17 protein-coding genes are annotated in these 21,724 nt (G+C 70.7%); 10 read left to right on the top strand and 7 right to left on the bottom strand.

The features are described 5' to 3' along the window. Positions 1-57 precede the first annotated feature (57 nt). Together J2X59_RS10895 and J2X59_RS10890 are read right to left on the bottom strand one after the other, a co-directional pair. Complete coding sequence (locus tag J2X59_RS10895; RefSeq protein ID WP_326496683.1) at positions 58-1,245, bottom strand: glycosyltransferase; 1,188 nt, start codon at positions 1,243-1,245, stop codon at positions 58-60. A 30-nt stretch (positions 1,246-1,275) separates the two neighbouring features. Continuing rightward, positions 1,276-2,094: a glycosyltransferase gene (locus tag J2X59_RS10890; RefSeq protein WP_326496682.1), complete on the bottom strand. Its 819-nt coding sequence runs from the start codon at positions 2,092-2,094 to the stop codon at positions 1,276-1,278. Between the two features lie 22 nt (positions 2,095-2,116). On the opposite strand from J2X59_RS10890, the gene J2X59_RS10885 reads away from it, so the two are divergent. From J2X59_RS10885 to J2X59_RS10870, 4 genes are read left to right on the top strand one after another with little or no spacing between them, the layout of a single operon-like run. Further along, entirely contained in the window at positions 2,117-3,412 is a 1,296-nt protein-coding gene (locus tag J2X59_RS10885; RefSeq protein ID WP_326496681.1) for a hypothetical protein, read from the top strand. 41 nt (positions 3,413-3,453) lie between these two features. Beyond that, positions 3,454-5,034: a hypothetical protein gene (locus J2X59_RS10880; RefSeq protein ID WP_326496680.1), complete on the top strand. Its 1,581-nt coding sequence runs from the start codon at positions 3,454-3,456 to the stop codon at positions 5,032-5,034. Then, positions 4,946-5,869 (top strand): glycosyltransferase family 4 protein, encoded by a 924-nt coding sequence (locus tag J2X59_RS10875; RefSeq protein WP_326496718.1) that lies wholly within the window; start codon positions 4,946-4,948, stop codon positions 5,867-5,869. The genes J2X59_RS10880 and J2X59_RS10875 overlap by 89 nt, the downstream gene beginning before the upstream one ends. Positions 5,870-5,905: 36 nt before the next feature. Further along, complete coding sequence (locus tag J2X59_RS10870; RefSeq protein ID WP_326496679.1) at positions 5,906-7,264, top strand: polysaccharide biosynthesis tyrosine autokinase; 1,359 nt, start codon at positions 5,906-5,908, stop codon at positions 7,262-7,264. A gap of 310 nt (positions 7,265-7,574) precedes the next feature. Here J2X59_RS10870 and J2X59_RS10865 read toward each other — a convergent pair whose 3' ends face one another. After that, positions 7,575-7,976, bottom strand: coding sequence for a DUF3060 domain-containing protein (locus J2X59_RS10865; RefSeq protein ID WP_326496678.1), 402 nt, complete (start codon positions 7,974-7,976; stop codon positions 7,575-7,577). 111 nt (positions 7,977-8,087) lie between these two features. Then, positions 8,088-10,649, bottom strand: coding sequence for an Ig-like domain-containing protein (locus J2X59_RS10860; RefSeq protein WP_326496677.1), 2,562 nt, complete (start codon positions 10,647-10,649; stop codon positions 8,088-8,090). 619 nt (positions 10,650-11,268) lie between these two features. Here J2X59_RS10860 and dnaK point away from each other — a divergent pair. The 4 genes from dnaK (at position 11,269) to J2X59_RS10840 (ending at position 15,380) form a co-directional block, all read left to right on the top strand. Then, entirely contained in the window at positions 11,269-13,140 is a 1,872-nt protein-coding gene (gene dnaK / locus J2X59_RS10855) for a molecular chaperone DnaK (protein WP_326496676.1), read from the top strand. Between the two features lie 2 nt (positions 13,141-13,142). Further along, positions 13,143-13,817, top strand: a complete 675-nt coding sequence (locus J2X59_RS10850; RefSeq protein WP_326496675.1) for a nucleotide exchange factor GrpE — start codon at positions 13,143-13,145, stop codon at positions 13,815-13,817. A 24-nt stretch (positions 13,818-13,841) separates the two neighbouring features. After that, on the top strand, positions 13,842-14,846 hold the full coding sequence (locus tag J2X59_RS10845; RefSeq protein WP_326496674.1) for a DnaJ C-terminal domain-containing protein: 1,005 nt from the start codon (positions 13,842-13,844) through the stop codon (positions 14,844-14,846). Between the two features lie 123 nt (positions 14,847-14,969). Continuing rightward, complete coding sequence (locus tag J2X59_RS10840; RefSeq protein ID WP_251160524.1) at positions 14,970-15,380, top strand: heat shock protein transcriptional repressor HspR; 411 nt, start codon at positions 14,970-14,972, stop codon at positions 15,378-15,380. Between the two features lie 153 nt (positions 15,381-15,533). On the opposite strand, the gene J2X59_RS10835 is transcribed toward J2X59_RS10840, so the two are convergent. After that, positions 15,534-16,037 carry a hypothetical protein gene (locus tag J2X59_RS10835; protein WP_326496673.1) on the bottom strand — a complete coding sequence of 168 codons (504 nt, stop codon included), beginning with the start codon at positions 16,035-16,037 and terminating at the stop codon, positions 15,534-15,536. A gap of 39 nt (positions 16,038-16,076) precedes the next feature. Here J2X59_RS10835 and J2X59_RS10830 point away from each other — a divergent pair, with 39 nt between their 5' ends. Beyond that, positions 16,077-17,225, top strand: coding sequence for a class I SAM-dependent methyltransferase (locus J2X59_RS10830; RefSeq protein WP_326496672.1), 1,149 nt, complete (start codon positions 16,077-16,079; stop codon positions 17,223-17,225). Positions 17,226-17,275: 50 nt separating this feature from the next. Here J2X59_RS10830 and J2X59_RS10825 read toward each other — a convergent pair whose 3' ends face one another. Continuing rightward, positions 17,276-18,106, bottom strand: coding sequence for an aldo/keto reductase (locus tag J2X59_RS10825; RefSeq protein ID WP_326496671.1), 831 nt, complete (start codon positions 18,104-18,106; stop codon positions 17,276-17,278). 80 nt (positions 18,107-18,186) lie between these two features. Next, positions 18,187-18,585 carry a pilus assembly protein CpaE gene (locus tag J2X59_RS10820; RefSeq protein WP_326496670.1) on the bottom strand — a complete coding sequence of 133 codons (399 nt, stop codon included), beginning with the start codon at positions 18,583-18,585 and terminating at the stop codon, positions 18,187-18,189. Between the two features lie 318 nt (positions 18,586-18,903). Here J2X59_RS10820 and J2X59_RS10815 point away from each other — a divergent pair, with 318 nt between their 5' ends. Beyond that, positions 18,904-21,648: a glycoside hydrolase family 2 protein gene (locus J2X59_RS10815; RefSeq protein ID WP_326496669.1), complete on the top strand. Its 2,745-nt coding sequence runs from the start codon at positions 18,904-18,906 to the stop codon at positions 21,646-21,648. The last annotated feature ends 76 nt before the right edge of the window (positions 21,649-21,724 follow it).

Below are 21,724 nucleotides of genomic sequence, written 5' to 3'. Positions count from 1 at the left end.
GCATCCCGCCGACGAAGGGGCGGTTCGACATCGGTCGAACCGCCCCTTCGTCGTGCGTCATGCTCGGCTGCTCCGGCTCCGGCGGCGTTCTGATCGGGCGCGCTCGACGTACCGGGTGAAGGCGTCCCAGACCACGCGACGGTCGAAGTCCTCAGTGGCGCGGCGGTGTCCGCCGTGGGCGATCGTCCGTCGGAGCGTCGGGTCGGTCGCCACCGCCCGGAGTGCTCGTCCCGTCGCTCGTCGGTCACCGACGGGGACGACGAGCCCTGTCGCGCCGTGCGCCACGAGGTCGGCGAGGCCCGTGCAGTCGCTCACCACGACGGGGAGGCGCGTCGCCCACGCCTCCAGGACGACGGTCGGCAGCCCTTCGCGGTGCGAGGGGAGGCAGAAGACGTCGAACCCGCTGTACTCCTCGGCCGGGTCGTCCACGTTGCCGGTCATCGTCACCCAGTCACCGCACAGCAGCTCCTGGACGTCCTCGTCGAGGAGTTCGGTGCCCTCGTCGAGTCCGACGAGCACGAGGCGGGCCGGTACCCCGTCGTCCCGGACGTCCGCGACGGCACGGACGAGGGTCTCGACGCCCTTGTCCCTCGTGACGCGACCCACGAAGCCGATCACGAACTCGTCGTCGTCCACCCCCCATCGTCCACGCACTGAGGCTCGGAGCGCGGGGTCGTCGGCGATCGCCGTCGCACGAGCGACGTCGGTCCCCACCACCGAACCGGCTCCCACGACGTCGATGCGGTCGATCGGCAGGCCGAGCTCCCCGCACCGGCGACGGAGTCCGTGACCCACCGCGAGGGTGTGTGTCGACATGAGCACGGACAGTCGTTCCGACTCGACGAGGAGTCGCCGTGCGAGCCCCGTCGCAGTCTCGAGGCGGAGGCCGTGGAGGACCTGCACGCGGGTCGGCACCCCCGTCAGCCGGGCGGCGACGCCCGCGAGCAACGTGGCCTTCGGCGTGCCGTACACGACGGTCTCCGGGCGCAGTCGACGCATGAGCCCGACGAGCTCGAGCAGCGCGCGGAGGTCTCGTGCGGGGGACGGATCGCGGGCGAGTGCGAGGGCGTGAGCCGGCACCCTCTCCCGCGCGGCGACGCGATCGAGTCGCCCGGTGTCGCCGGCAGCGACCGTGACGGGTGCCAGCGAGGTCGTGGTGAGGTGGCGCAGCTGGTCTCGCATCACGACGTCGAGGGTCGCGTCGACCGTCTTCACGACGAGTGTGCCGGAACGGGGTGTGGTCATCAGGGCCTCCGGTGGTGTGGTGGGGGTCGGTCACGTGGTGACGAGGTAGCGCGGACGCCGGAGCCCCGCGTTCCGCAGTGCTTGTCCAGCGGTCCAGCAGAGGTCGTGTGCGGACTGCAGGACGACGGGTGTACCCAGGCTGCGTGCGAGCCGGCGGCGCGAGGCGATCACTCTCCGTGCCGATGCCGAGAAGGCACGGGTCCTCCGGCTGTGCATGCCGTCGTGCACCCGGTACTGCACCAGGCGCTCACCGACGTTCCCGAGGGTGCACGTCGCACTGAGGCGCAGCCACAGGTCGTAGTCCTGCATCCGCACGCAGCCCGGGTCGTAGCCGCCCACCCGTTCCAGCGGCGGTCGCCGGAGCACCATCGCCGAGTGCACGAACACGTTCCGCCGGAGGAGCTGCCGAGCGGTGTCCTCCGTCGGGACGTCGATGTGTCCCCGAGGTCGTCCGTCCTGGTCGATCACCGTGGCGGCCGAGCCGACGCCGGCCCACTCGGGGTGCTCGTCGAGCGCTGCGATCTGCCGCTCGAGGCGGTGTGGTTCGGCGATGTCGTCCGCGTCCAGCCTGGCGAAGAACGGCGTGTGCGTCGCGCCGAGGACGGTGTTCAGGGTCGCGGCCGTGCCCTGTCGGGAGGGGGTCTTGAGGACCCGGACCCGTGGGTCGGCCATCCAGGACGGACGATCGCCCTCGAGCGGTACGCCGTCCAGCGCCACGACCACCTCGAGATCCTCGATGGTCTGTGTGAGGACGGATGCGACGGCCGCGTCGAGGTGTGCGTCGAGACGGACCGTGGGGACGGCGACGGTGACGAGCGGCAGCCCGCTGCGTCGAGCAGCATTCGACATAGGCATATTGTATACTAGGACAATGCACCCGATCCTGAAGCCGTCCCCGGGCCGACGCGCACCGGGGAACGGGTTCCGGGTGTTCGTGCTGCTCGCTGCAGCGGCCCCGGGCATCGCCGGTCGGGGCGTGCAGTTCCTGGCGCTCGCCTGGTTCGCCACCCTCGTCCGGCCGGAGCAGTACGGCGCGTTCGCCGTGCTGCAGACGCTCGTCGTCGGAGCAGCGAGCGTCGTCGGGAGCACCGTCGGCATCACCGCCAACACGGCTGCGGCCGAGCGGGGTGTTCGCGGTCCGCGGCTCTTCGCGGTCGTCGGCGCCATGGTCCGCCTGCGAGCGGGCGTGCTCATCGTCAACGCGTGCGCGTCCTTCCTCGTCGTGCTCGTCGGTTTCGTCGTCCTCACCCGCCCGGCGACGCCCGGCGAGCTCGTACCGGCGGTCGTCGCCGGAGCGCTCGGTGGTGCCGTCCCGGTGGCGGAGGTCCTCGTCGGGGTCCTCGCGGGCTCCGGTCGTCCCGGCGTCGCCGCTGCGCTCGACGCGCTCCGCGGGGTCGGCGGCGCCGCAACGGCCGTCCTCGTCGGGGTGCTGTCCGACGGCGGTGCGGCCGCCGCGGGACTGGTCGTCCCCGACGTCGTGATCGCCGTCGTGGTCCTGGTCGGCGCCACCCGTCGGCCCCGGACGCCCGTCGGTCTGCACCCGAGGGCACGCGAGGGCGCTGCGGTCGGGATCGCAGCGAACGTGCTCGGGCAGGTCGCGGTCTGGGTGGTCATCGCCGCGGTCGGCTCGGTGGGCGGTCCTGTCGCGATGGGCGTGTACGGCGTCGCGATGCGTTTCGCGTCCGTCATCACGGTCGCACCGGTGTACCTCGGGAAGGTCGTCGTGCGCCACTTCGTCGAGGGGACGGACGCCCCCGGAAGGTGGACCCCCCGGTCGTTCGTCGTGGTCGTGGGAGTGCTCTGCGCGGTCGGCTCGGTGGTGTCGCTCCTGGTCCTCGCGCTCGGCTTCCCCGAGCTGGTCGACCGGTACCCGGGAGTCGTGCCGGTGACGGTCGCGGTCCTGCTGGTGACCTCGGTCCGGGCGGTCCTGATCTGCGTCGGCCAGGTCTGCGTCGCCCGCCGGGCCTGGCGTACCTGGTTCTTCGCGGACCTCGTCGCGTGCGGTGTGACCACCGCGTCGGTGGCGGTGTCCGTTGCCCTCGGCGCCGGGTTGAGCACTGTCGTCCTCGTGTCCGGCCTGGGGCACGTCGCCGGCATCGCCGTGCGGCTCGCGGGACTCCGCGGCCTCGGCGCTCTCCCGGCGCGCGGATCGGTGGTCGCGCGGTGACCGCGAGGAGCACGGTGGCCCGGGCGACGAGCACGACCCGAGTGATCGACGACAGTCGCGCAGCGGTCCACCACCTCGTGCGCGCGGCGGCGGTGGTCCCCGTCCTGCTCAGCCTCGGCGTCCTCGTGTCCGGGCACGGTGACGCTCGCGCCTTCACGGTCCCCGTCGCCGTGCACGCGGTCCTCGTCGTCCTCGCCCTCGAGGTCTCGCGGCTGCTCGCACTCGGCGTCCGCTTCGACGGCCTGACGCTCTTCAGTGCCTGGGAGGCCGCCCGCGGGTGCGTCGCGCCGGTGATCATCCAGTACGTGGGGAACGGCTCGGCGTTCCACTACCGGCTCGGGAACGTGGAGGACTCACGGACGGTACTGATCCTGGGGTCCACCTTCTTCGCGAGCGCGATCGTCGTCAGGCTCGTCGTCGGACTGGTCGGTGGCCGGACGCGCGGTGGCGTCGGACGGCAGGTCGCTCGACTCCGACCGTCGCGCATCCCGACGTGGGTCCTGATCGTCGCCGGCAGCGTCGGGATGGTCATCCGGTTCCCGACCCCCGGCGCTGTTCTCGGGTTCCTGTCCGGAGCGATCGAGCAGCTCCAGGGCAACGACCAGATCGGGAGCAGCGGGATCGTGCTCATCGGCATGGTGCTCCGCCCGCTGCTGTTCGTCGGCCTCGTCCTCGAACTCCGTCGACGTCGTTCGGAGGGCCGACGCTGGTCCTGGCTGCTCCTGCCGCTCGGGCTGGTCCTCGTCTTCGGGCTCGCGTCCTACGGCCTGAACCGTGCAACGGTGGCGTACGCGGTCTTCGCAGCGGTGTTCGTGTTCCTCGACCGCTCCGAGCGCCGTCTGCAGATCGTGCCGATGATCACCGCGGTGGCCGCGCTCGGCACGTTCTTCGTCGGTATCGGGACGCTCCGGGCGACGCTCTGGGTCAGTCGGACGGCGCTCGATGCGCCGACGATCGGGATCGTCCCGGCGCTGCAGTCCGTGATCCCGTACTTCGGGACCCCGATGCAGCTCGCGGCGGCGCTACCGTGGATCGAGGCGTCGAACCCGTTCGGGCTCCGGACCTTCGGCCTGTCCCTGCTGTCGCCCGTCCCCGGCGCCCCGGACGTCGCGAGGACCGAGTCGAGCACCGCCGTCTACAACCACGTCGTCTACCACAGCTTCCTCGGCAAGGACCAGCTCCTACCGACCTGGTTCGAGGGCTACCTCTGCTTCGGCCTCGTCGGGGTGGTGCTCGCCGGTGCGTCCGCGGCACTCCTGCTGAGCCTGAGCGACACCCTCCGTCTCCGGGCGAGCACGGTTCTCTCCGCTTACGGGAGCGCGCTGCTGGTGCTCTGGAGCGCCCAGGCCGGCGTCACCTCGTTCGGGGTCATCGAGCAGAACGTCATCTACTTCGTCCTCGTGCCGATGGCCCTCGGGCTCGTCGGCACCCCTCCTGAGGTACGTGCCTCACCGAACCACGAAAGGCCACAGCGTGAAGATCCTCATGCTCTCCGGCATCTTCGGCCAGACCGCGGAGTACCGCGCCACGCACATGGCCGAGACCCCCGACAGCCTGTTGGCCGACGGCCTGGCGGCGGTCGGCGTCGACGTGACGACCGCACCACCGCACTTCCGCGGTGACTGGCGCGGCTACGACGTCGTCCACCTGAACCACCTCACGAACGCGTGCCTCCGTGCGCTGGCGCCGTCGCGGCAGCGCATCGTCTTCACGCACCACACGAGCGGGTGGAAGCCGTGGCACCACCGCCTCGTCCGGAACGCCGTCGAGCGCCGCGCCGACCGCGTCGTCGTCTTCACCGCGGACGAACGTCGTCGGCTCGGGAGGCACGTGCGCGACGAGAAGGTCGCCGTCATCAGGAGCGCACTGGCCGTCGAGCGCTTCGCTCCGGCGCCGCACCGGGCCCCGGCTCCCGGCGAGCCGTGGGAGCTGCTGTACGTGGGGCAACTGGTCGCCTTCAAGCGGGTGCACCTGGCACTCGAGCTCGTCCGACGGATGCGCGCAGCAGGCCGCCACGCTCGGCTCCGGATCGTGTCCCACCGTGAGACCCTGCGGCCCGAGCTCGAGGCCGAGGCCTGTCGTCTCGGGGTCGCCGACGCCGTGGAGTACCTCGGAACGCGCACGCGCGACGAGATCGGTCCGGAGATGGCGAGGGCGCACTTCCTGGTCCTGCCGTCACACCGCGAGGCCCTCTCGACCGTGACGAGCGAGGCTGCGCTGACGGCACTGCCCGTCCTGCTCTTCGACGTCAGCGGCGCTGACGAGCAGGTCCCGACCGGGTGGGAGCGTCCGCACCCGGACGACGTCGAACGGTGGTTCGACCTCGCGCTGCACCGTGTCGACCACTACGCCGGAGCAGCGGCGGCCTTCGAGCAGAACGCCGCGGCGGTCCGGGACCGCCTGGGGATCGACCGCGCCGTCCGTGAGCACGTGCAGCTGTACCGATCCCTCCTCTGACCTCCACCACCTCGACCCGAACCAGAACGGAACGCCATGGACCTCTCGATCCTGCTCCGCGCCCTCCGCAAGGGGTGGCTCCTCATCCTCGGCGGCGCCGTCCTCGGCCTGCTCGGCGCCGCAGTCGTCAACGTCACCGCCGTGCCGGAGTACAAGGCGACCACGAGCCTGTACGTCTCGGTCGGCGGCTCCACCAACTCGAGCGAGCTCGCCCAGGGCGGCACGGCCGCTGAGCAGAAGGTGCAGTCCTTCGCGGCGGTGGCCACCGGGGCTCGCGTCCTCCAACCGGTCATCGACGAACTCGGGCTCCGGATGACGTCGAACGAGCTCGCCGAGAAGGTGGCGACGCAGACCCCGATCGACAGCGTCATCATCGACATCACGGTCACCGACGGCTCACCGACCAGGGCGAGCGCCATCGCGAACGCCATCGGTGCAAGCCTCGCCGACGTCGTCACCGGGACGCTCGAGACGCCGAGCGCGGACGGGACGAGCCCGTTCCGCATCGAGACCGTGCAACCTGCGCTCGTCCCGGAGGCGCCCGCGACACCACGCATCGTGTCGAACCTCGTCGGCGGACTCGCGCTGGGCCTCCTGGCCGGCCTCGCCGCTGCGGCGGTGCGCGTCGCCCTCGACACCCGTCTCGAGGGGCGGGCCGACGTCGAGGAGGCCGGGAGCACCCCGGTGCTGGGCGAGGTGCCGTACCACCGCGACTTCCGTGACCGGCCGCTCGCCGTCCACAGCGACCCGCTCGCGCCACGCTCCGAGGCGTTCCGACGACTCCGCACGAACCTGCGCTTCCTCGAACTCGGGCGCGACTCGAAGAGCTTCGTCGTCACGTCCTCGTTGCCGGCCGAGGGGAAGAGCACCGTCGCGGTCAACATGGCGCTCGCGCTCGCCGAGGACGACCAGCGTGTCGTGCTTGTCGACGGCGATCTCCGTCGACCCAGGGTCGCCGAGCTGATGGGCGTCGAGGGCGCGGTCGGTCTGACGGACGTCCTCATCGGCCGCGCCGAGCTCCAGGACGCGCTGCAGCCGTGGGGCCGAGGTGGCCTGGTGGTCCTGCCCTCCGGACAGGTCCCCCCGAACCCGGCGGAGATGCTCAGCAGCACGGGCATGACGGCGATCCTCGCCGACCTCGAGGCGCGCTTCGACGTGGTCGTCATCGACGCACCGCCGCTCCTGCCGGTGGCGGACGCAGCGATCCTCGGACGGATCGCGGGCGGTGCGCTCCTGGCCGCAGCGACGCGCAGGACGAGCCGGAAGCACTTCGCGCAGGCCGCCGCTGCGCTGCGGGATGCCGGGTCCGAGCCGCTCGGGACGGTGATCACGATGGCCCGTGCCTCGTCCCGCGACCCGTACGCCCTGAACTACTCCTACCGGTCGCCGCGCTGACCTCGTCGCGCTGACGGACGAGGGCGGGGAACCAGGGGTTCCCCGCCCTCGTCGTGTTCGAGCCTGGACGGCGCGCTGGTGCTGCTGCTCGCAGCACCGGGACAGGGTGCGCGTTCCGTGGACGGTCCGGCCTGGAGGAACCGGGTGCGTCGGTACCGCTGCTCGCGTCGTCGACGCGGGCGGGCTGGGCATCGGCGGCAGCGCCGTCCGCATCGGCGGGCGCCGGACGTCGCCGCTGGGTACTGGGAACACGAGAGGGCGCCCGCGGTCAGCGGGCGCCCTCTCGTGGTGTGCGGCGGGTGAGTCGGGTTCAGCGAGCGGAGGAGGGAAGGACCTTCGAGCCGGATCCGAGCTCGTTGAAGTCCGGTTCGTCACCGTCGTAGTAGATCGTGTTGTCGGTGCCGCTGCTCGTGACGGTGTCGACGGTGTGCACCGTGATGGTGTTGTGGTCCCCTTCTACGGTGAGCTGCTTCACGTCACCGACGGTGAGCGTGTTGCCGTTCCCCAGGACGTCGAACACGTCGCAGCCGTCGTGCTTGCTCTGCTGGTCGTCGGCCTGGAGTGCCGCGACGCCGTCGACACACTCGGCGGCCGCCGGGGCGCTGGCGCTGGCGGTCGGAGTCGGGGACGGCCTGGGGGTGTTCGCCGTGCAAGCGTTGAGTGAGACGAGTGCCGAGGCGGCGAGGGCGCTGACGATCATCCGAGTGCGCATGGGGTCCTTCTGTGTCGAGTTGGTTCCTGGTCGAGGTGGTGCCGCAGGGGCGGGCGGAGTGCTCGTGTACTCCGCCCGCCCGGCCCAGCACTCACAGAGTGCTGGGGGATGTCACTCGGCTGGAGTGATCGTGAACGGCGGGAGCGAGGTGGTCTCGCCGTCCTTCGTCTGGCTCACCGTGAAGGTGTACGGGCCGTTACCGAGCCACTTCGTCACCGACCAGTCGCCGGTGTTGGTGACCTGGGTGGTCACCTTCGCCAGACCGTTGCCCGGATCGAGGGTGATCGTCGCCCCTGCCGCGCCGGTGCCGCGGAACGTCTCGGAGCGGTTCGGGGTGAACCTGTCACCGTCTGCGTGGCTGGTGATCGCGAAGGGCTGATCGACCGGGGCGGCGGGCTTGTTCACGTGCAGCGTCGTCGATCCGTTCGGGGCGCCGTTCGTGGTCTGCGAGACCTCGAGGACGTAGGAGCCGCCGCCGAGCCACTTGGTGGCCTTCCACGTGCCGTCGGTGCCGACCTTCGCGGTGACGTCGGCGGAGCTGAAGTTGCTGACGTGCACGAGGATGTCGGAGCCGGGGGTACCGGTACCGGTGACGGCGACCGACTCGTTCTTGTGTTCCGAGCCGTCCTCGGGCGACGTCACTGCGAAGGGACGCACGACCGACGCGGGCTGGTTGATCTGGATGCTCGTGCGACCGTTCTCCGCGCCCTTCGTGGTCTGGTAGACGTCGAAGTCGTACGCGCCGGAACCGACGTACCGGTTGACCGACCACTTGCCGTTCAGCGGGACCGTCGTGGTGACGGTCGACAGGCCCGGGACCTTCGGGTCGATCGTGATCGTGCTGCCCGGGGTGCCGGTACCCGTGAAGGCCACCACCTCGTTCTTGTGGGTGGAACCGGAGGTCGGCGCGGTGACCTCGAACGGTCCGTCGACGGGCGTGCCGTCCTCGACCAGCTCGATGCCGTCGACACGGCTCTCCTGCCCCTTCGCGGTCTGCACGACGTCGAACCGGTAGGTCCCGATGTTCATCGGGCGGTCGATGGTCCAGGTGCCGTCCCAGGCCACGGTGGTGGAGTAGTCCGCCAGGCCGCCGAACGCGTCGAGCAGGACCGTCGCGCCGGGCGTGCCGGTCCCGGTGAAGCGCACGGTGGACTTCGCCGGGTAGGTGTCACCGGACTGGGGCGACGTCAGGGTCACCGGGGTGACGACTGCATCGCGAGTGAGCACGACCTCCGCAGTCGTGACCGTGTTGCCGCGTGCGGTCTGGGTGACGGTGTAGGTGTGCTCGCCGTCCTGGACCTTCTCGACCGGGATCGAGAACACGCCGTTCTCGACCGTGCCCGAGGCAACCGGAACACCGTTCTCGGTGACCTCGATCCGCGAGCCGTCCGCGCCCGTACCGGTGACCGTCGCGGTCGAGCCCGCGATCGCAGCTTCAGGCCCGGTCGCGGTGACTGCGGCACCGAAGTCGGCCTCCGTCGTCACGGTCTGCGAGCCCTCGATGCCGGTCTGCTCGACGGTCAGGGTGTGCTTGCCGGCACCGAGCGACCGGATCTGCGTGGACCACTTGCCGTCCTTCACGGTCGTGGTTCCCAGCGTCTTGCCGGTCTCGTCCTTGACGGTGATCGTCGCGCCGTCGACGCCGGCGCCAGTGACTGTCGCCTCGTTCGTGACGTCGTCCGCGAACTGGACCGTAGCGGTCGGGTTCTCGACCGTGGACTTGCCGGGGTTGACCGTCAGCTCCGCCCGGGTGCGGTTGTAGCCCTTCGTGATGCCCTCGACCACGAGCGTGTACTCGCGGTCCTCCAGCGGGACCGTCTTCAGGCGGTAGGTACCGCTCGAGCCGGCGGTGGCAGGCTCTCCGAGCTGCGTGGCGGCGTGGCCCTTCTCGTAGACCTCGACCTTCGTGCCGGCCGGTGCGTTGCCGCGGATGCTCAGCTCGGGTTCCTCAGGATCGATCTCGAAGCCATCGGCCGGAGAGGTCACCGAGACACCCGGGCCGTAGTCGATGTCGAGTGCGGCGCGACCGGCGTCCGCATCCCGGACCTTCTGCACGACGTCGATGTTGTAGAGGCCGGGCTCGTTCGGAGCGTTCACGGTGCCGGTCCAGTTGCCCGCACCGTCTGCGGTGGAACCGCCGACCACCTTCTCGGCGGTACGGAACTCGATCGGCGCGTTCGGCTGAGCGGTACCGGAGAGCTGCACGGTCTTCATGACCTCCGAGCTGAACTCGGCGTTCGCGGTCACCGGAGCAACCTCGAGCTTGACCTCGACATCCGTCTCCGCGATCACCTCGCCGCCGTTCCAGGCCGTGAGGTGCACCGTCGTCGTGCCGATCGCAAGTTCCGTCAGCTGCTGCGTGAACTTCCCGCCGACCACATCGACGTTGCGCTTCTTCTCAGTGCCCTTCGCCGTGGTCCAGCTGATGTCCACATCCGTCGTGTCGGACGACGCGACGCCGGAGAGCGTTGCCGTGCCACTCTCGAGATTGATGTCCGAGGCGATCGCGTTGAGATTCGGCGTGATGTCAGCGACGTCATCGCTGATGACGTCGGTGTAGTAGCCGTTGTTGCCATACCATGTCAGATTCTCGCCCTGGAGAGTTGCTCCGTCGCTCACGCGCGAGATCGCAAGTCTCTCGATCCCGTTGTACTTCGCCGGAACGATGCTCATCAATTGGTCCGCTGAACCGTCGCACGTGACGAACCGCATGTTTGCCCTACCGGTCAGACACCGCGTTCCGTCCATTGTCTGCACGGGTCCGACGCCGTTCAGAGCGGGGACGATGATCTCGTCAGCCCACGCTGCCGCTGCTGCCCTGTCCGACTTGAATTCCTGCTTCTCGATCGAGCCATCTGCCCGAACCCGCAAGGCGGTCACCCGAGGATAGCTTTGACGATCCCAGATTGCTGGATCCATGACCCACTTCATCGTGCTTGTAGTCGGGATGTCGGGGCTTCTCGAATCAGCGTTCGCGGCAGCGGGCCCGAAGCTCGACCCGGTGACGATGGTGGCAGCGGCGAGCCCAGCGGCCCCGACTGCGCGGAGTGTCTTCTTCATGTGAGTGGAGATGTCTTTCAATGCGTGCCGTGTTGACACACGGCTCCAACATGGACATATGAAATATTTCATGCGTCGCTGAAGGCCTCCTGCATGCGATGCATACGTGAACCTGCGCCTTCTCGACGCAACTTCGCTTGGCCGCGCTTGACACGCCTCTCGCCCGGAGTAAACTTGAGCCCATCGGACGCAAGTCCGAGCAGACTTCATCACTCCAGCGAAAGGGAGCCCCATGGGACGTGCAGTAGGCATCGACCTCGGAACCACCAACTCCGTCGTCTCCGTACTCGAAGGTGGCGAGCCCACCGTCATCGCCAACGCCGAGGGGCTCCGCACGACGCCCTCGATCGTGGCGTTCACGAAGGACGGCGAGGTGCTCGTCGGCGAGACCGCGAAGCGCCAGGCCGTCACGAACGTCGACCGCACCATCGCGAGCGTGAAGCGCCACATCGGTACCGACTGGAAGGTCGACATCGACGGCAAGAGCTACACGCCGCAGGAGATCTCGGCCCGTACCCTCGGCAAGCTCAAGCGCGACGCCGAGCAGTACCTCGGCGAGGACGTGACCGACGCGGTCATCACCGTCCCGGCGTACTTCAACGACGCCGAGCGCCAGGCCACGAAGGACGCCGGTGAGATCGCCGGCCTCAACGTCCTCCGCATCATCAACGAGCCGACCGCTGCGGCCCTCGCCTACGGCCTCGACAAGGGCAAGGAGGACGAGCTCATCCTGGTCTTCGACCTCGGTGGCGGCACGTTCGACGTCTCCCTGCTCGAGGTGGGCAAGGACGACGACTTCTCCACGATCCAGGTCCGCGCGACCTCGGGTGACAACCGCCTCGGCGGCGACGACTGGGACCAGCGCATCGTCGACCACCTCGTCAAGAAGTTCAAGGACGAGCACGGCGTCGACCTGTCCACGGACAAGATCGCGAAGCAGCGTCTCAAGGAAGCCGCTGAGCAGGCGAAGAAGGAGCTGTCGTCGCAGATGTCGGCGAACATCCAGCTCCCGTACCTGACGCTGACCGCGGACGGCCCCCTCAACCTCGACGAGACCATCTCGCGCGCACAGTTCGAGCAGATGACCTCCGACCTGCTCGACCGCACGAAGAAGCCCTTCAACGACGTCATCAAGGAGGCGGGTGTCAGCGTCAACGACATCGCCCACGTGGTGCTCGTCGGTGGTTCGACCCGCATGCCCGCCGTGGCCGAGGTCGTCAAGAGCCTGACCGGCGGCAAGCAGCCGAACCAGGGCGTCAACCCGGACGAGGTCGTCGCCGTCGGCGCCGCCCTGCAGGCCGGTGTCCTGAAGGGCGAGCGCAAGGACGTCCTGCTCATCGACGTCACGCCGCTGTCCCTCGGCATCGAGACCAAGGGTGGCCTGATGACGAAGCTCATCGACCGCAACACCGCGATCCCGACCAAGCGCAGCGAGACCTTCACGACCGCCGACGACAACCAGCCGTCGGTCGCGATCCAGGTCTTCCAGGGCGAGCGCGAGTTCACCCGCGACAACAAGCCGCTCGGCACCTTCGAGCTCACCGGCATCGCGCCGGCTCCCCGTGGCGTGCCGCAGGTCGAGGTCACCTTCGACATCGACGCCAACGGCATCGTGCACGTGTCCGCAAAGGACAAGGGCACCGGCAAGGAGCAGTCGATGGTCATCTCCGGCGGCTCGTCGCTGCCGAAGGAGGACATCGAGCGCATGGTGCGCGAGGCCGAGGAGCACGCCGCCGAGGACAAGGCCCGCCGCGAGGCCAACGAGCGTCGCAACCAGGCCGAGCAGCTCGTCTACTCGATCGAGAAGCTCATCAAGGAGAACGACGACAAGCTCCCCGCGGACGTCAAGTCCGAGGTGCAGGCCGACGTCGACTCCCTGAAGTCGGCCCTCGCGGGTGACGACGACGAGGCCGTGAAGACCGCCTTCGACAAGCTCAACGAGTCGCAGGGCAAGCTCGGCCAGGCCATCTACTCGCAGCAGGACGCGGGCGCCGCGGCCGGTGGCGAGCAGCCGACCGCCGACGGCCAGGGGCAGCAGGCGGACGACGAGGACATCGTCGACGCCGAGGTCGTGGACGACGAGGACGACAAGGACAAGAAGTAACGATGACGGACCCCAAGGACAACGTGCCGAACGAGGACGAGCCCCAGGTCGAGGGCGACGCCACCAACGCGCAGGAGCCCGAGGACCTCATCGAGGCGGAGGGGCCGGACGTGGAGATCCCCACGGACGGCCCCGCCGCCGGCGGCCCGCAGGCCGACCAGGCGGGTGCCGACGAGGCCAGCGACCTCTCGCCGGAGGACCAGGCCCTGCTCGACGACGCGGCCCGCGGCATGGAGGAGGACAAGCTGTCGCAGGCCGACCGCGACCTCGTGGCCGACATGCGCGCCGACATGCTCCGCGCGCAGGCCGAGCTGGTGAACTTCCGGAAGCGCGTCGAGCGCGACCGTGAGGCGAACCGCGACGCCGTCATCGCCGAGGTCGTCCGTGCCCTGCTGCCGGCCCTCGACGACCTGACCCGCGCCGAGGCGCACGGCGACCTGACCGAGGGCCCCATGCAGGTCATCGGCCAGAAGATCCGCGGCGGCTTCGAGAAGTTCAAGCTGGTGCAGATCGGCGAGAAGGGCGAGCTCTTCGACCCGAACGTGCACGAGGCGATCGTGCAGCTGCCCACGCCGGGCGCGACCGACCAGACCGTGGCGGACGTCGTCGAGCCGGGCTACAAGCTCGGCGACCGCGTGCTCCGCGCGGCCAAGGTCGCCGTCGCGGTCCCCGCCTGAGGCTCGGGAAGGAGGTAGGGATTCATGGCCAGTCAGGACTGGTTCGACAAGGACTTCTACAAGGTCCTCGGCGTCGACAAGACGGCGAGCGACGCTGAGCTGAAGAAGACCTACCGGAAGCTCGCCCGGCAGTACCACCCGGACTCCAACCCGGGTGACGCCGCGGCCGAGTCCCGCTTCAAGGAGATCAGCGAGGCCTACTCGGTGCTCTCCGACAAGGAGCAGCGCGCCGAGTACGACCAGGTCCGTGCCATGGGCTCGGGTGCCCGCTTCACCGCGGGTGGCCCGGGCCAGGGCGGCGGGTTCGAGGACGTCTTCGGTGGGATGTTCGGCCAGCAGGGCGGGCAGCGCGTCCGCTTCGGTCAGGGCGGCGGCCGCGGCGGTGCCGGCGGCTTCGAGGACATCCTCGGTGGCATGTTCGGGGGCGGTCAGGGTTTCGGGCAGTCGTCCGGCGGCTTCCGCGGCTTCGGCGGTCCGACCAAGGGCCGCGACGTCACCGCGTCGACGACGCTCGACTTCACCACCGCGATCGCCGGTGACACCGTCAAGCTCTCGCAGGGCAACGGCCGACCGGTGAACGTCCGCATCCCCGCGGGCGTCGCTGACGGGCAGAAGATCCGCCTGCGCGGGCGCGGCGAGCCGAGTCCGGACGGCGGAGAGGCCGGCGACCTGGTCGTCAGCGTCTCCGTCCGGAAGCACCCGGTCTTCGAGCGGGACGGTCAGCACCTCCGCGTGGACGTCCCCGTGACGTTCGTCGAGGCGGCGCTCGGCGCGACGATCCAGGTGCCGACGCTCGGCGGCGAGCCCGTCAAGCTCAAGGTCGCCCCCGGCACGCCGTCCGGCCGCGTCCTGCGCGTCAAGGGACGCGGGGTCACGACCAAGAGCGGCACCGGTGACCTGCTCGCAACCGTGCAGGTCGCGGTGCCGTCGCACCTGTCGGACAAGCAGCGCGAGGCCGTCGAGGCCCTCCGCGCCGTCCTGCCCGACGAGGACCCCCGCGAGGACCTCCTCGCCAAGGCGCGCAACTAGCGCTGCGCAACCAGCACGACAACCGGCCTGGAGGCTCGGCGCGGCTCCGTCAGGAAGCCGCACCGGGCCTCCAGGCTGGTTCTGCACCACGCGGACGACGGAAAGGAACCAGCCATGACCGACATGGACGAGAACTCGCCCGTCTTCGCGATCGCGGTGGCGGCGGAGCTCGCGGAGATGCACCCGCAGACGCTGCGGCAGTACGACCGGCTCGGCCTGGTCGTGCCGGGACGCACCCGCGGCGGCTCGCGCCGCTACTCGATGCGCGACGTCGCGCAGCTGCGCGAGATCGCGCGGCTCGGATCCGAGGGGGTGTCGCTGGAGGGGATCCGGCGGGTGCTCGACCTCGAGAACGAGAACCAGGTGCTCCGCGACCGTGTGCGTGAACTGGAGCGTGCGCTCGCCGATCAGCTCATCGCGCGACCGGGCGCCCGTGTCTTCGCGGCGACGACGACCGGCGCTGCGGTCCCGCTGCGCGCCGGCATGCGACCGCAGCGGAACACCGCGGTGGTGCTCTACCGCCCGGAGCGCTGACGTCAGTCGACCGGCGGGTCGAAGAGGTCGCGACGCGCGCCGTCGACCGCGGTGCAGCGGGGGAGCGATGCGCGATCGTCCTCGGGGGAGCAGCGACCGGGACGGTGCGCCCGGACCGTGTCGATGACCGAGCGGACGCAGGACGCGCACACGTCAGGACCGCCCGCGGTCGGGGTCGGGGAGCAGGTGGACCGTCCAGCTCGCCCGCTCCGCGAGCCGTCCGTCGCGGCAGTCGACCGCGACGCGGAGCGCGACGAGGCTGTTCCGGACGTGCTCCCAGGGCCGCGCGCTCCGGATGTCGTCGTGCCGCAGGCGGTAGGTCAGGCCGTCGAGGGTCCCGCTCAGCGCCGCCACGAGCGGGGGGTTGTCGCACGCCGCGAGGAACGTCCGGTAGACCGGGGTGATCGCGTCGGAACCCCATTGCCCGGTGGGCATCGCCATGCAGTCGAGCACGAGCCCGATGCGGCGGAAGAGTGCGGCGCGGTCGCGGTCCCCGAGGCCGCCGATCGTGGTGCGGACGACGCCCCCGACGAGCAGTCCGAGCGTCTGCAGCGTCGGGACGAGTTCGTCGCGGCGGGGGACCGTGACGCGCGTGTACCGGTTCGGGCGGAACTCGACGAGACCGAGGTGCCCGAGGTCCGACAGTGCTTCCCGCACCGGTGCGGCTCCGTACCGTCGTCTGGGTACCCTGGGGCCGTGCCATTCGACTTCGCCGACCACTTCCGGCGCTCCCCGGTCAACGACGAGCCCGACCTCGTCGCGATCGACGGCACCGACCGCTTCATGCTCGACGAGGCACCGCACGTGCACGGCGACGCACTCCGGCAACCCGGTGAGGTCGCCGTCGTCGACGATCGGTACGGGGTGCTGACCCTCGGGGCGATGACCGTGCACGGCGCGTCGGGTGTCCGGGTCGTGCAGGACTCGCTCGTCGGGGTGCGGGCGCTGCAGGCGAACGCGGGCACCTTCGGCCGGAGCGGCTTCGTGCTGACCGAGACGCTCGAGCAGGCCTTCCGCGACGTCCGGCTGGTGCTCCTCCGGCTGTCGAAGTCGAACGACCGGCTCGACGAGTTGGCCCGCGCCGTTGCACGGTGGGCGGCGCCCGACGTGGTCCTGCTCTGCGGCGGGGTCTCGAAGCACATGAACCTGTCGCAGAACGACGTCCTGCGCCGGTACTTCGGCGAGGTCACCGCGTCACGGGGTCGCGGCAAGTCGCGGCTGCTCATCGCGCAGGACCCGCTCCGTGCGACGGCGGTGCGCGCGGACGCGACGAACCGCTGGCCTCGCTCGGTGCACGTCGACGAGCTCGGGATGACGCTCGTCGCGCACGGCGGCGTCTTCGCGGGGACGTCGCTCGACCAGGGCACCCGGGTGCTGCTCGACGTCATGGACGACGCCGTCCCGTCGGCGCGGGTCGCCGTCGATCTCGGGTGCGGGAACGGCGTCATCGCGACTGCTCTGGCGCGCCGCCGCCCGGCCGTCAAGGTGGTCGCGACCGACGTCTCGGCGATCGCCGTGGCGTCGACGCGGGCGACGGCGGTGGCGAACGGCGTCGCGGACCGGGTGACGGTCGTCCGGTCGGACGCGGGCGACGAGCTCGACGAGGGGTCTGCGAAGCTCGTGCTCTGCAACCCGCCCTTCCACGAGGGCACCACGGTGAGCACCGACGCGGCCGAGGCGATGTTCCGCAACGCGGTCACGATCCTCCAGGCCGGCGGGGAACTGTGGTGCGTCTGGAACTCGCACCTGCGCTACCGGCCGCTGCTCGAACGCCTGGTCGGCCCGACGCGGCAGGTCGTGCGGACTGCGAAGTTCACCGTGACGGCCTCGCGGCGCGGGGCCTGAACGACGAGGCGCCCCGCCGGCCGGCGGGGCGCCTCGTCGTGGTCGCTGGCTCAGGCCGGGACGTAGTCGAACGTGTCGGGGTCCGGGCCCGTGCGGTGGCCCTTGTCGAGCGACGTGATCGCCGTCATGTCGTCGTCGGAGAGCTCGAAGTCGAAGATCGCGAAGTTCTCCTCGACCCGCGAGCGCGTGACCGACTTCGGGAAGACGATGTCGCCGCGCTGGATGTGCCAGCGGAGGACGACCTGCGCCGGGGTCTTGCCCGTGGCGCCGGCGATGCGGGTGATGGTCTCGTCGTCGAGCACGAGGCCCTGGGCGATCGGGGACCAGGCCTCCGTCGCGATGCCGTGCTCGGTGCCGTAGGCGCGGAGCTCGTCCTGCGCGAGGTACGGGTGCACTTCGATCTGGTTGACGGCCGGGGTGATCGTCGTCTCGGCGGCCAGGCGGTTGAGGTGGTGCGCCTGGAAGTTGCTCACGCCGATCGAGCGGGCGGTGCCGGCGTGGTAGAGCTCCTCCATCGCCTTCCAGGTCGGCACGAAGTCCGACACCGTCGGCAGCGGCCAGTGGATGAGGAAGAGGTCGGTGTACCCGCCGAGCAGGTCGGCCGACTTCTTGCCGTTCTCGGCGGCGAGGGCCGGGTCGTGGAAGCCGTTGTTGAGCTTCGACGTGACGAAGATCTCCTCGCGCGGGATGCCGGACGCCTCGATGGCCTCGCCGACCTCCTTCTCGTTGCCGTACATCTCGGCGGTGTCGATGTGGCGGTAGCCGACCTCGAGCGCGGTGAGGGTCGCCTCCTTCGTGTCGGAAGGATCGATCTGGAAGACACCGAAGCCGAGCTGCGGGATGGTCTTGCCGTCGTTCAGGGTGATGTTCGGAACGGTCATGCCACCATGCAACCAAAGCGTCCCCAGGAGGCATTCCGGCAACACTCAGTCGGGCGCGCTGCGCGCGGGAACCGGACCGGTCAGGCGAGGGCGTCGGTGATGTACGCGAGCAGTGCGTCCCCGTACGCCACAGCCGGGTCGTCGCTCCGGAACTCCCGGGCGACCCCGTCGATCGTCGCCGTGACGACGAACCCGGCGGCGAGCGACACGAACGCCGGTCCGAGCAGGTCGCGCAGCTGGTCCTCCCGCGGGAGCCAGAGCGACTCGGACGCCTCGACCGAGTCGAGCGCCCACTCCGTCGTGCCGTTGAAGCCGAGCGAGGTGCCGCTGGGGTGGTCGTGCCGCTCCACCGTCATCTCGGAGACGGTGTAGACGTCGTCGTCGACCCCGGGCTTGTCGATCACGAACCGGTCGCCCGTCCCCGGGTGCCAGCGGAGTCCGGCGTCGCGCAGCGACCGGGCGAGTTCGACGGTGATCACCGCACCACCCTGCCACGCAGGGCCGGAGGGCGGACACGACCCGACGGGGCCCGACGCCGTCAGGACGCGTCGCGCGGTCCGTCGTCGCGGACGTGGTCGCCGGCAAGGTCGACGTACTAGCATCGCCGAGCACCCCCGCGCGCGACGAGCACTCGTCCGCGCGCGCGGACGCGACGACGCCTGGGCGACCGGTGCCGTGCCTCCCGGCCGCTCACGCGACCACGGGCACGACCGCCGGCCGGTGTCACGGTGCCGGGGCGGCCACGAGCCGCCGCCGGGTCCTGTCCGCCCTCCCCGTCCGCCCAGCAAAGGACCCGCATGACCCTCGAGCGCGAGGAACTCCGCGACGACTGGACCGTGGCGATCGCCGGCGACCAGGTGCCGACCGGGGCACCGGCCGGGATCACGGGTCGCACGATCCCCGCCACGGTGCCGGGTCAGGTGCACACGGACCTCGAACGCGAGGGACTCGTCGCGGACCCGACGTTCGACCGCAACGAGGACGGCGCGAAGTGGGTCGGCCGGGCCGACTGGGCCTACCGGCGGACGGTGGACGTCGCACCTCGGGGGCACGAGCGCGTCGACCTGGTGTGCGAGGGGCTCGACACGGTCGCCGAGCTGAGCCTCGACGGCGTGGTCGTCGGCACCACCCGCAACATGCACCGGCGCTACCGGTTCGACCTCAACGACGTGCCGGGTGCCGCGGGCGACCGCGAGCTCGAGCTCCTCTTCGAGTCGCCGTACCGCGAGGCCGGCCGGGTCGCCGCCCGCGCCGGCTCGATGCCGGGACCGTACGACGAACCGTTCCCGTACATCCGCAAGCAGGCCTCGAACTTCGGCTGGGACTGGGGCCTGACCGCGGTGACGAGCGGTCCGTGGCGTCCGGTCGCGATCGAGCGCTGGTCCACGGCGCGGCTCGCCGAGGTGAAGCCGCTGGTCGACGTCGAGGCCGGCGAGGGCGTCCTCGACGCGCACGTGCGGGTCGAGCGGTCCGGGATGAACGACCTCGACCAGGACGGTGAGGACGACGACCTCGTGCTCGTCGTCACGGTCGCTGGCCCGACCGTGGACGGCGGGACGACCCGACAGCGCTCCCGGGCGCAGCTGACCCCGAAGGACGACGAGACCGTCGTCACGGTGCGCGTGCCCGAGGTGCGGCGCTGGTGGCCGCGCGGCTACGGCGAGCAGCCCCGGTACGACGTGACCGTCGAGCTGCAGACCGTCGACGGCGAGGTCCTGGACCGCCGGACGGCGAAGACGGGCTTCCGCTCGGCCCGGATCGACACCGCGGACGACGCGATCGGCAAGCCCTTCACCGTCGTGGTGAACAGCACCGTCATCGACGTCCGCGGCGTGAACTGGATCCCGGACGACGTCATCGTGTCGCGGGTGGACCGCGCGCGGACCGCGGACCGGCTCGGCGTCGCCGCAGACCTCGGCGTGAACCTCGTCCGTGTGTGGGGCGGCGGGGTCTACGAGTCCGACGACTTCTACGACGTCTGCGACGAGCTCGGCCTGCTCGTCTGGCAGGACTTCGCGTTCGCCTGCGCGGCCTACCCCGAGATCGAGCCGATCCGCAGCGAGGTCGTCGCCGAGGCCCGGGACAACGTCGCACGCCTGGCCGGCCACCCGTCGCTCGTGGTCTGGAACGGCAACAACGAGAACATCTGGTTGCACGACGCGGACGGCTGGGCCGAGGAGCTCGGTGACCGCGGCTGGGGGCTCGACTACTACCTCGACCTCCTCCCGACGATCGTCGACGCGGTCGACCCGTCGCGCTTCTACACGGTCGCCTCGCCCTGGTCGGGTTCCGAGACCCTGCCCGCGAACGACGTCGACCACGAGACCCACCACTCGTGGGACGTCTGGAACCGGCTGTCCGACGACCACTACCGCGACTCCGTCCCGCGGTTCGTGTCCGAGTTCGGGTGGCAGGCACCGCCCGCCTGGCGCACCCTCCGCGACGCGGTCACGGACGAGCCGCTGCGCGTGGACTCGCCCGGTGTCGTGCACCACCAGAAGGCCGACGACGGCATGGGCAAGCTGGCACGGGGGATCGAGCCGCGCTTCGGCGTCGTCGATCCGGCCGAGTTCGACCGCTGGCACTACCTGACGCAGCTGCAGCAGACGCGCGCCGTCGCGACCGGCGTCGAGCACTGGCGGACGCACTGGCCGCGGAACACCGGGGTCGTCGTCTGGCAGCTCAACGACCTCTGGCCGGTGGCATCGTGGTCCGCGATCGACTCCGCCGGGCGGCTCAAGCCGCTCGCCCACGAGCTGCGTCGGCTGTACGACGACGTCCTGCTGGCGATCCGGCCCGTCGTGCGTCCGTCCGCTGACGACGACGCGGTTCCGACGTCGTCCGGAGACCGGCCTGGAGGCGCGGACCGCGTCGGCACGTCGGCTCCCCTCGACGGGGCGGTCGGGACCGCCGCGAGCACCGGTACCGCCGACGGCGCCTCCGAGTCCGGGGGGCTCGTCGACACGCTGTCGCTCGGGGTGTCGCCCGGGTCGTTCGGACACTCGCCCGTCGAGATCGCGGTGCGGTCCTCCCGCGGTGGTCGCGACAGCGTGGTGCGGGTCCGGCGCATGCACGTGTCCGGCAGGATCCTCGCCGAGGTCACGCTGCCCGTCCGGCTGTCGGAGGCCGGCGTCGCCGTCGTCGACCTGCCCGAGTCGGTCGGCGTCCTGGACGACCCGACGCGTGAGCTCGTCGTGGCGGACATGGACTGGCGTCGTGCGGTCTGGACCGCGTCGCCGGACAGGGACGTGCAGTGGGAGCCAGCGCGGTACCGCACGACGGTCGCCCCCGCGGCCGACGGTGACGGACACGACCTGGTCGTCGAGGCCGAGTCGCTCGTGCGGGACCTGCTCGTGCAGCCGGACCGCATCGCGTCGACCGGCACCGTCGACCGCGGCTTCATGACGCTGCTGCCAGGGGAGCGCGTGGGCTTCCGGGTCCGCGGGCTGTCCGACGCCGAGGCTGCTCGCCTCTCGGAAGGCGCGGCGCTCTGGTCGCTCGACGACGCCCTGGCTCCGACGGCCTCTCGCAGCAGGAACTGATGTACTGGATGTACCCGGCGTCACCGCCGGCCCGGCCGCGCCTCGACCCGCGGTCGGAGCGGCGCACCCCCGGAGA

This window comes from Curtobacterium sp. 260 (assembly GCF_030803485.1).
Classification (GTDB): Bacteria; Actinomycetota; Actinomycetes; order Actinomycetales; family Microbacteriaceae; genus Curtobacterium.
The sequence above is the reverse complement of the archived record's forward strand: the minus strand, read 5'-3'. Positions and strand labels throughout refer to the sequence as shown.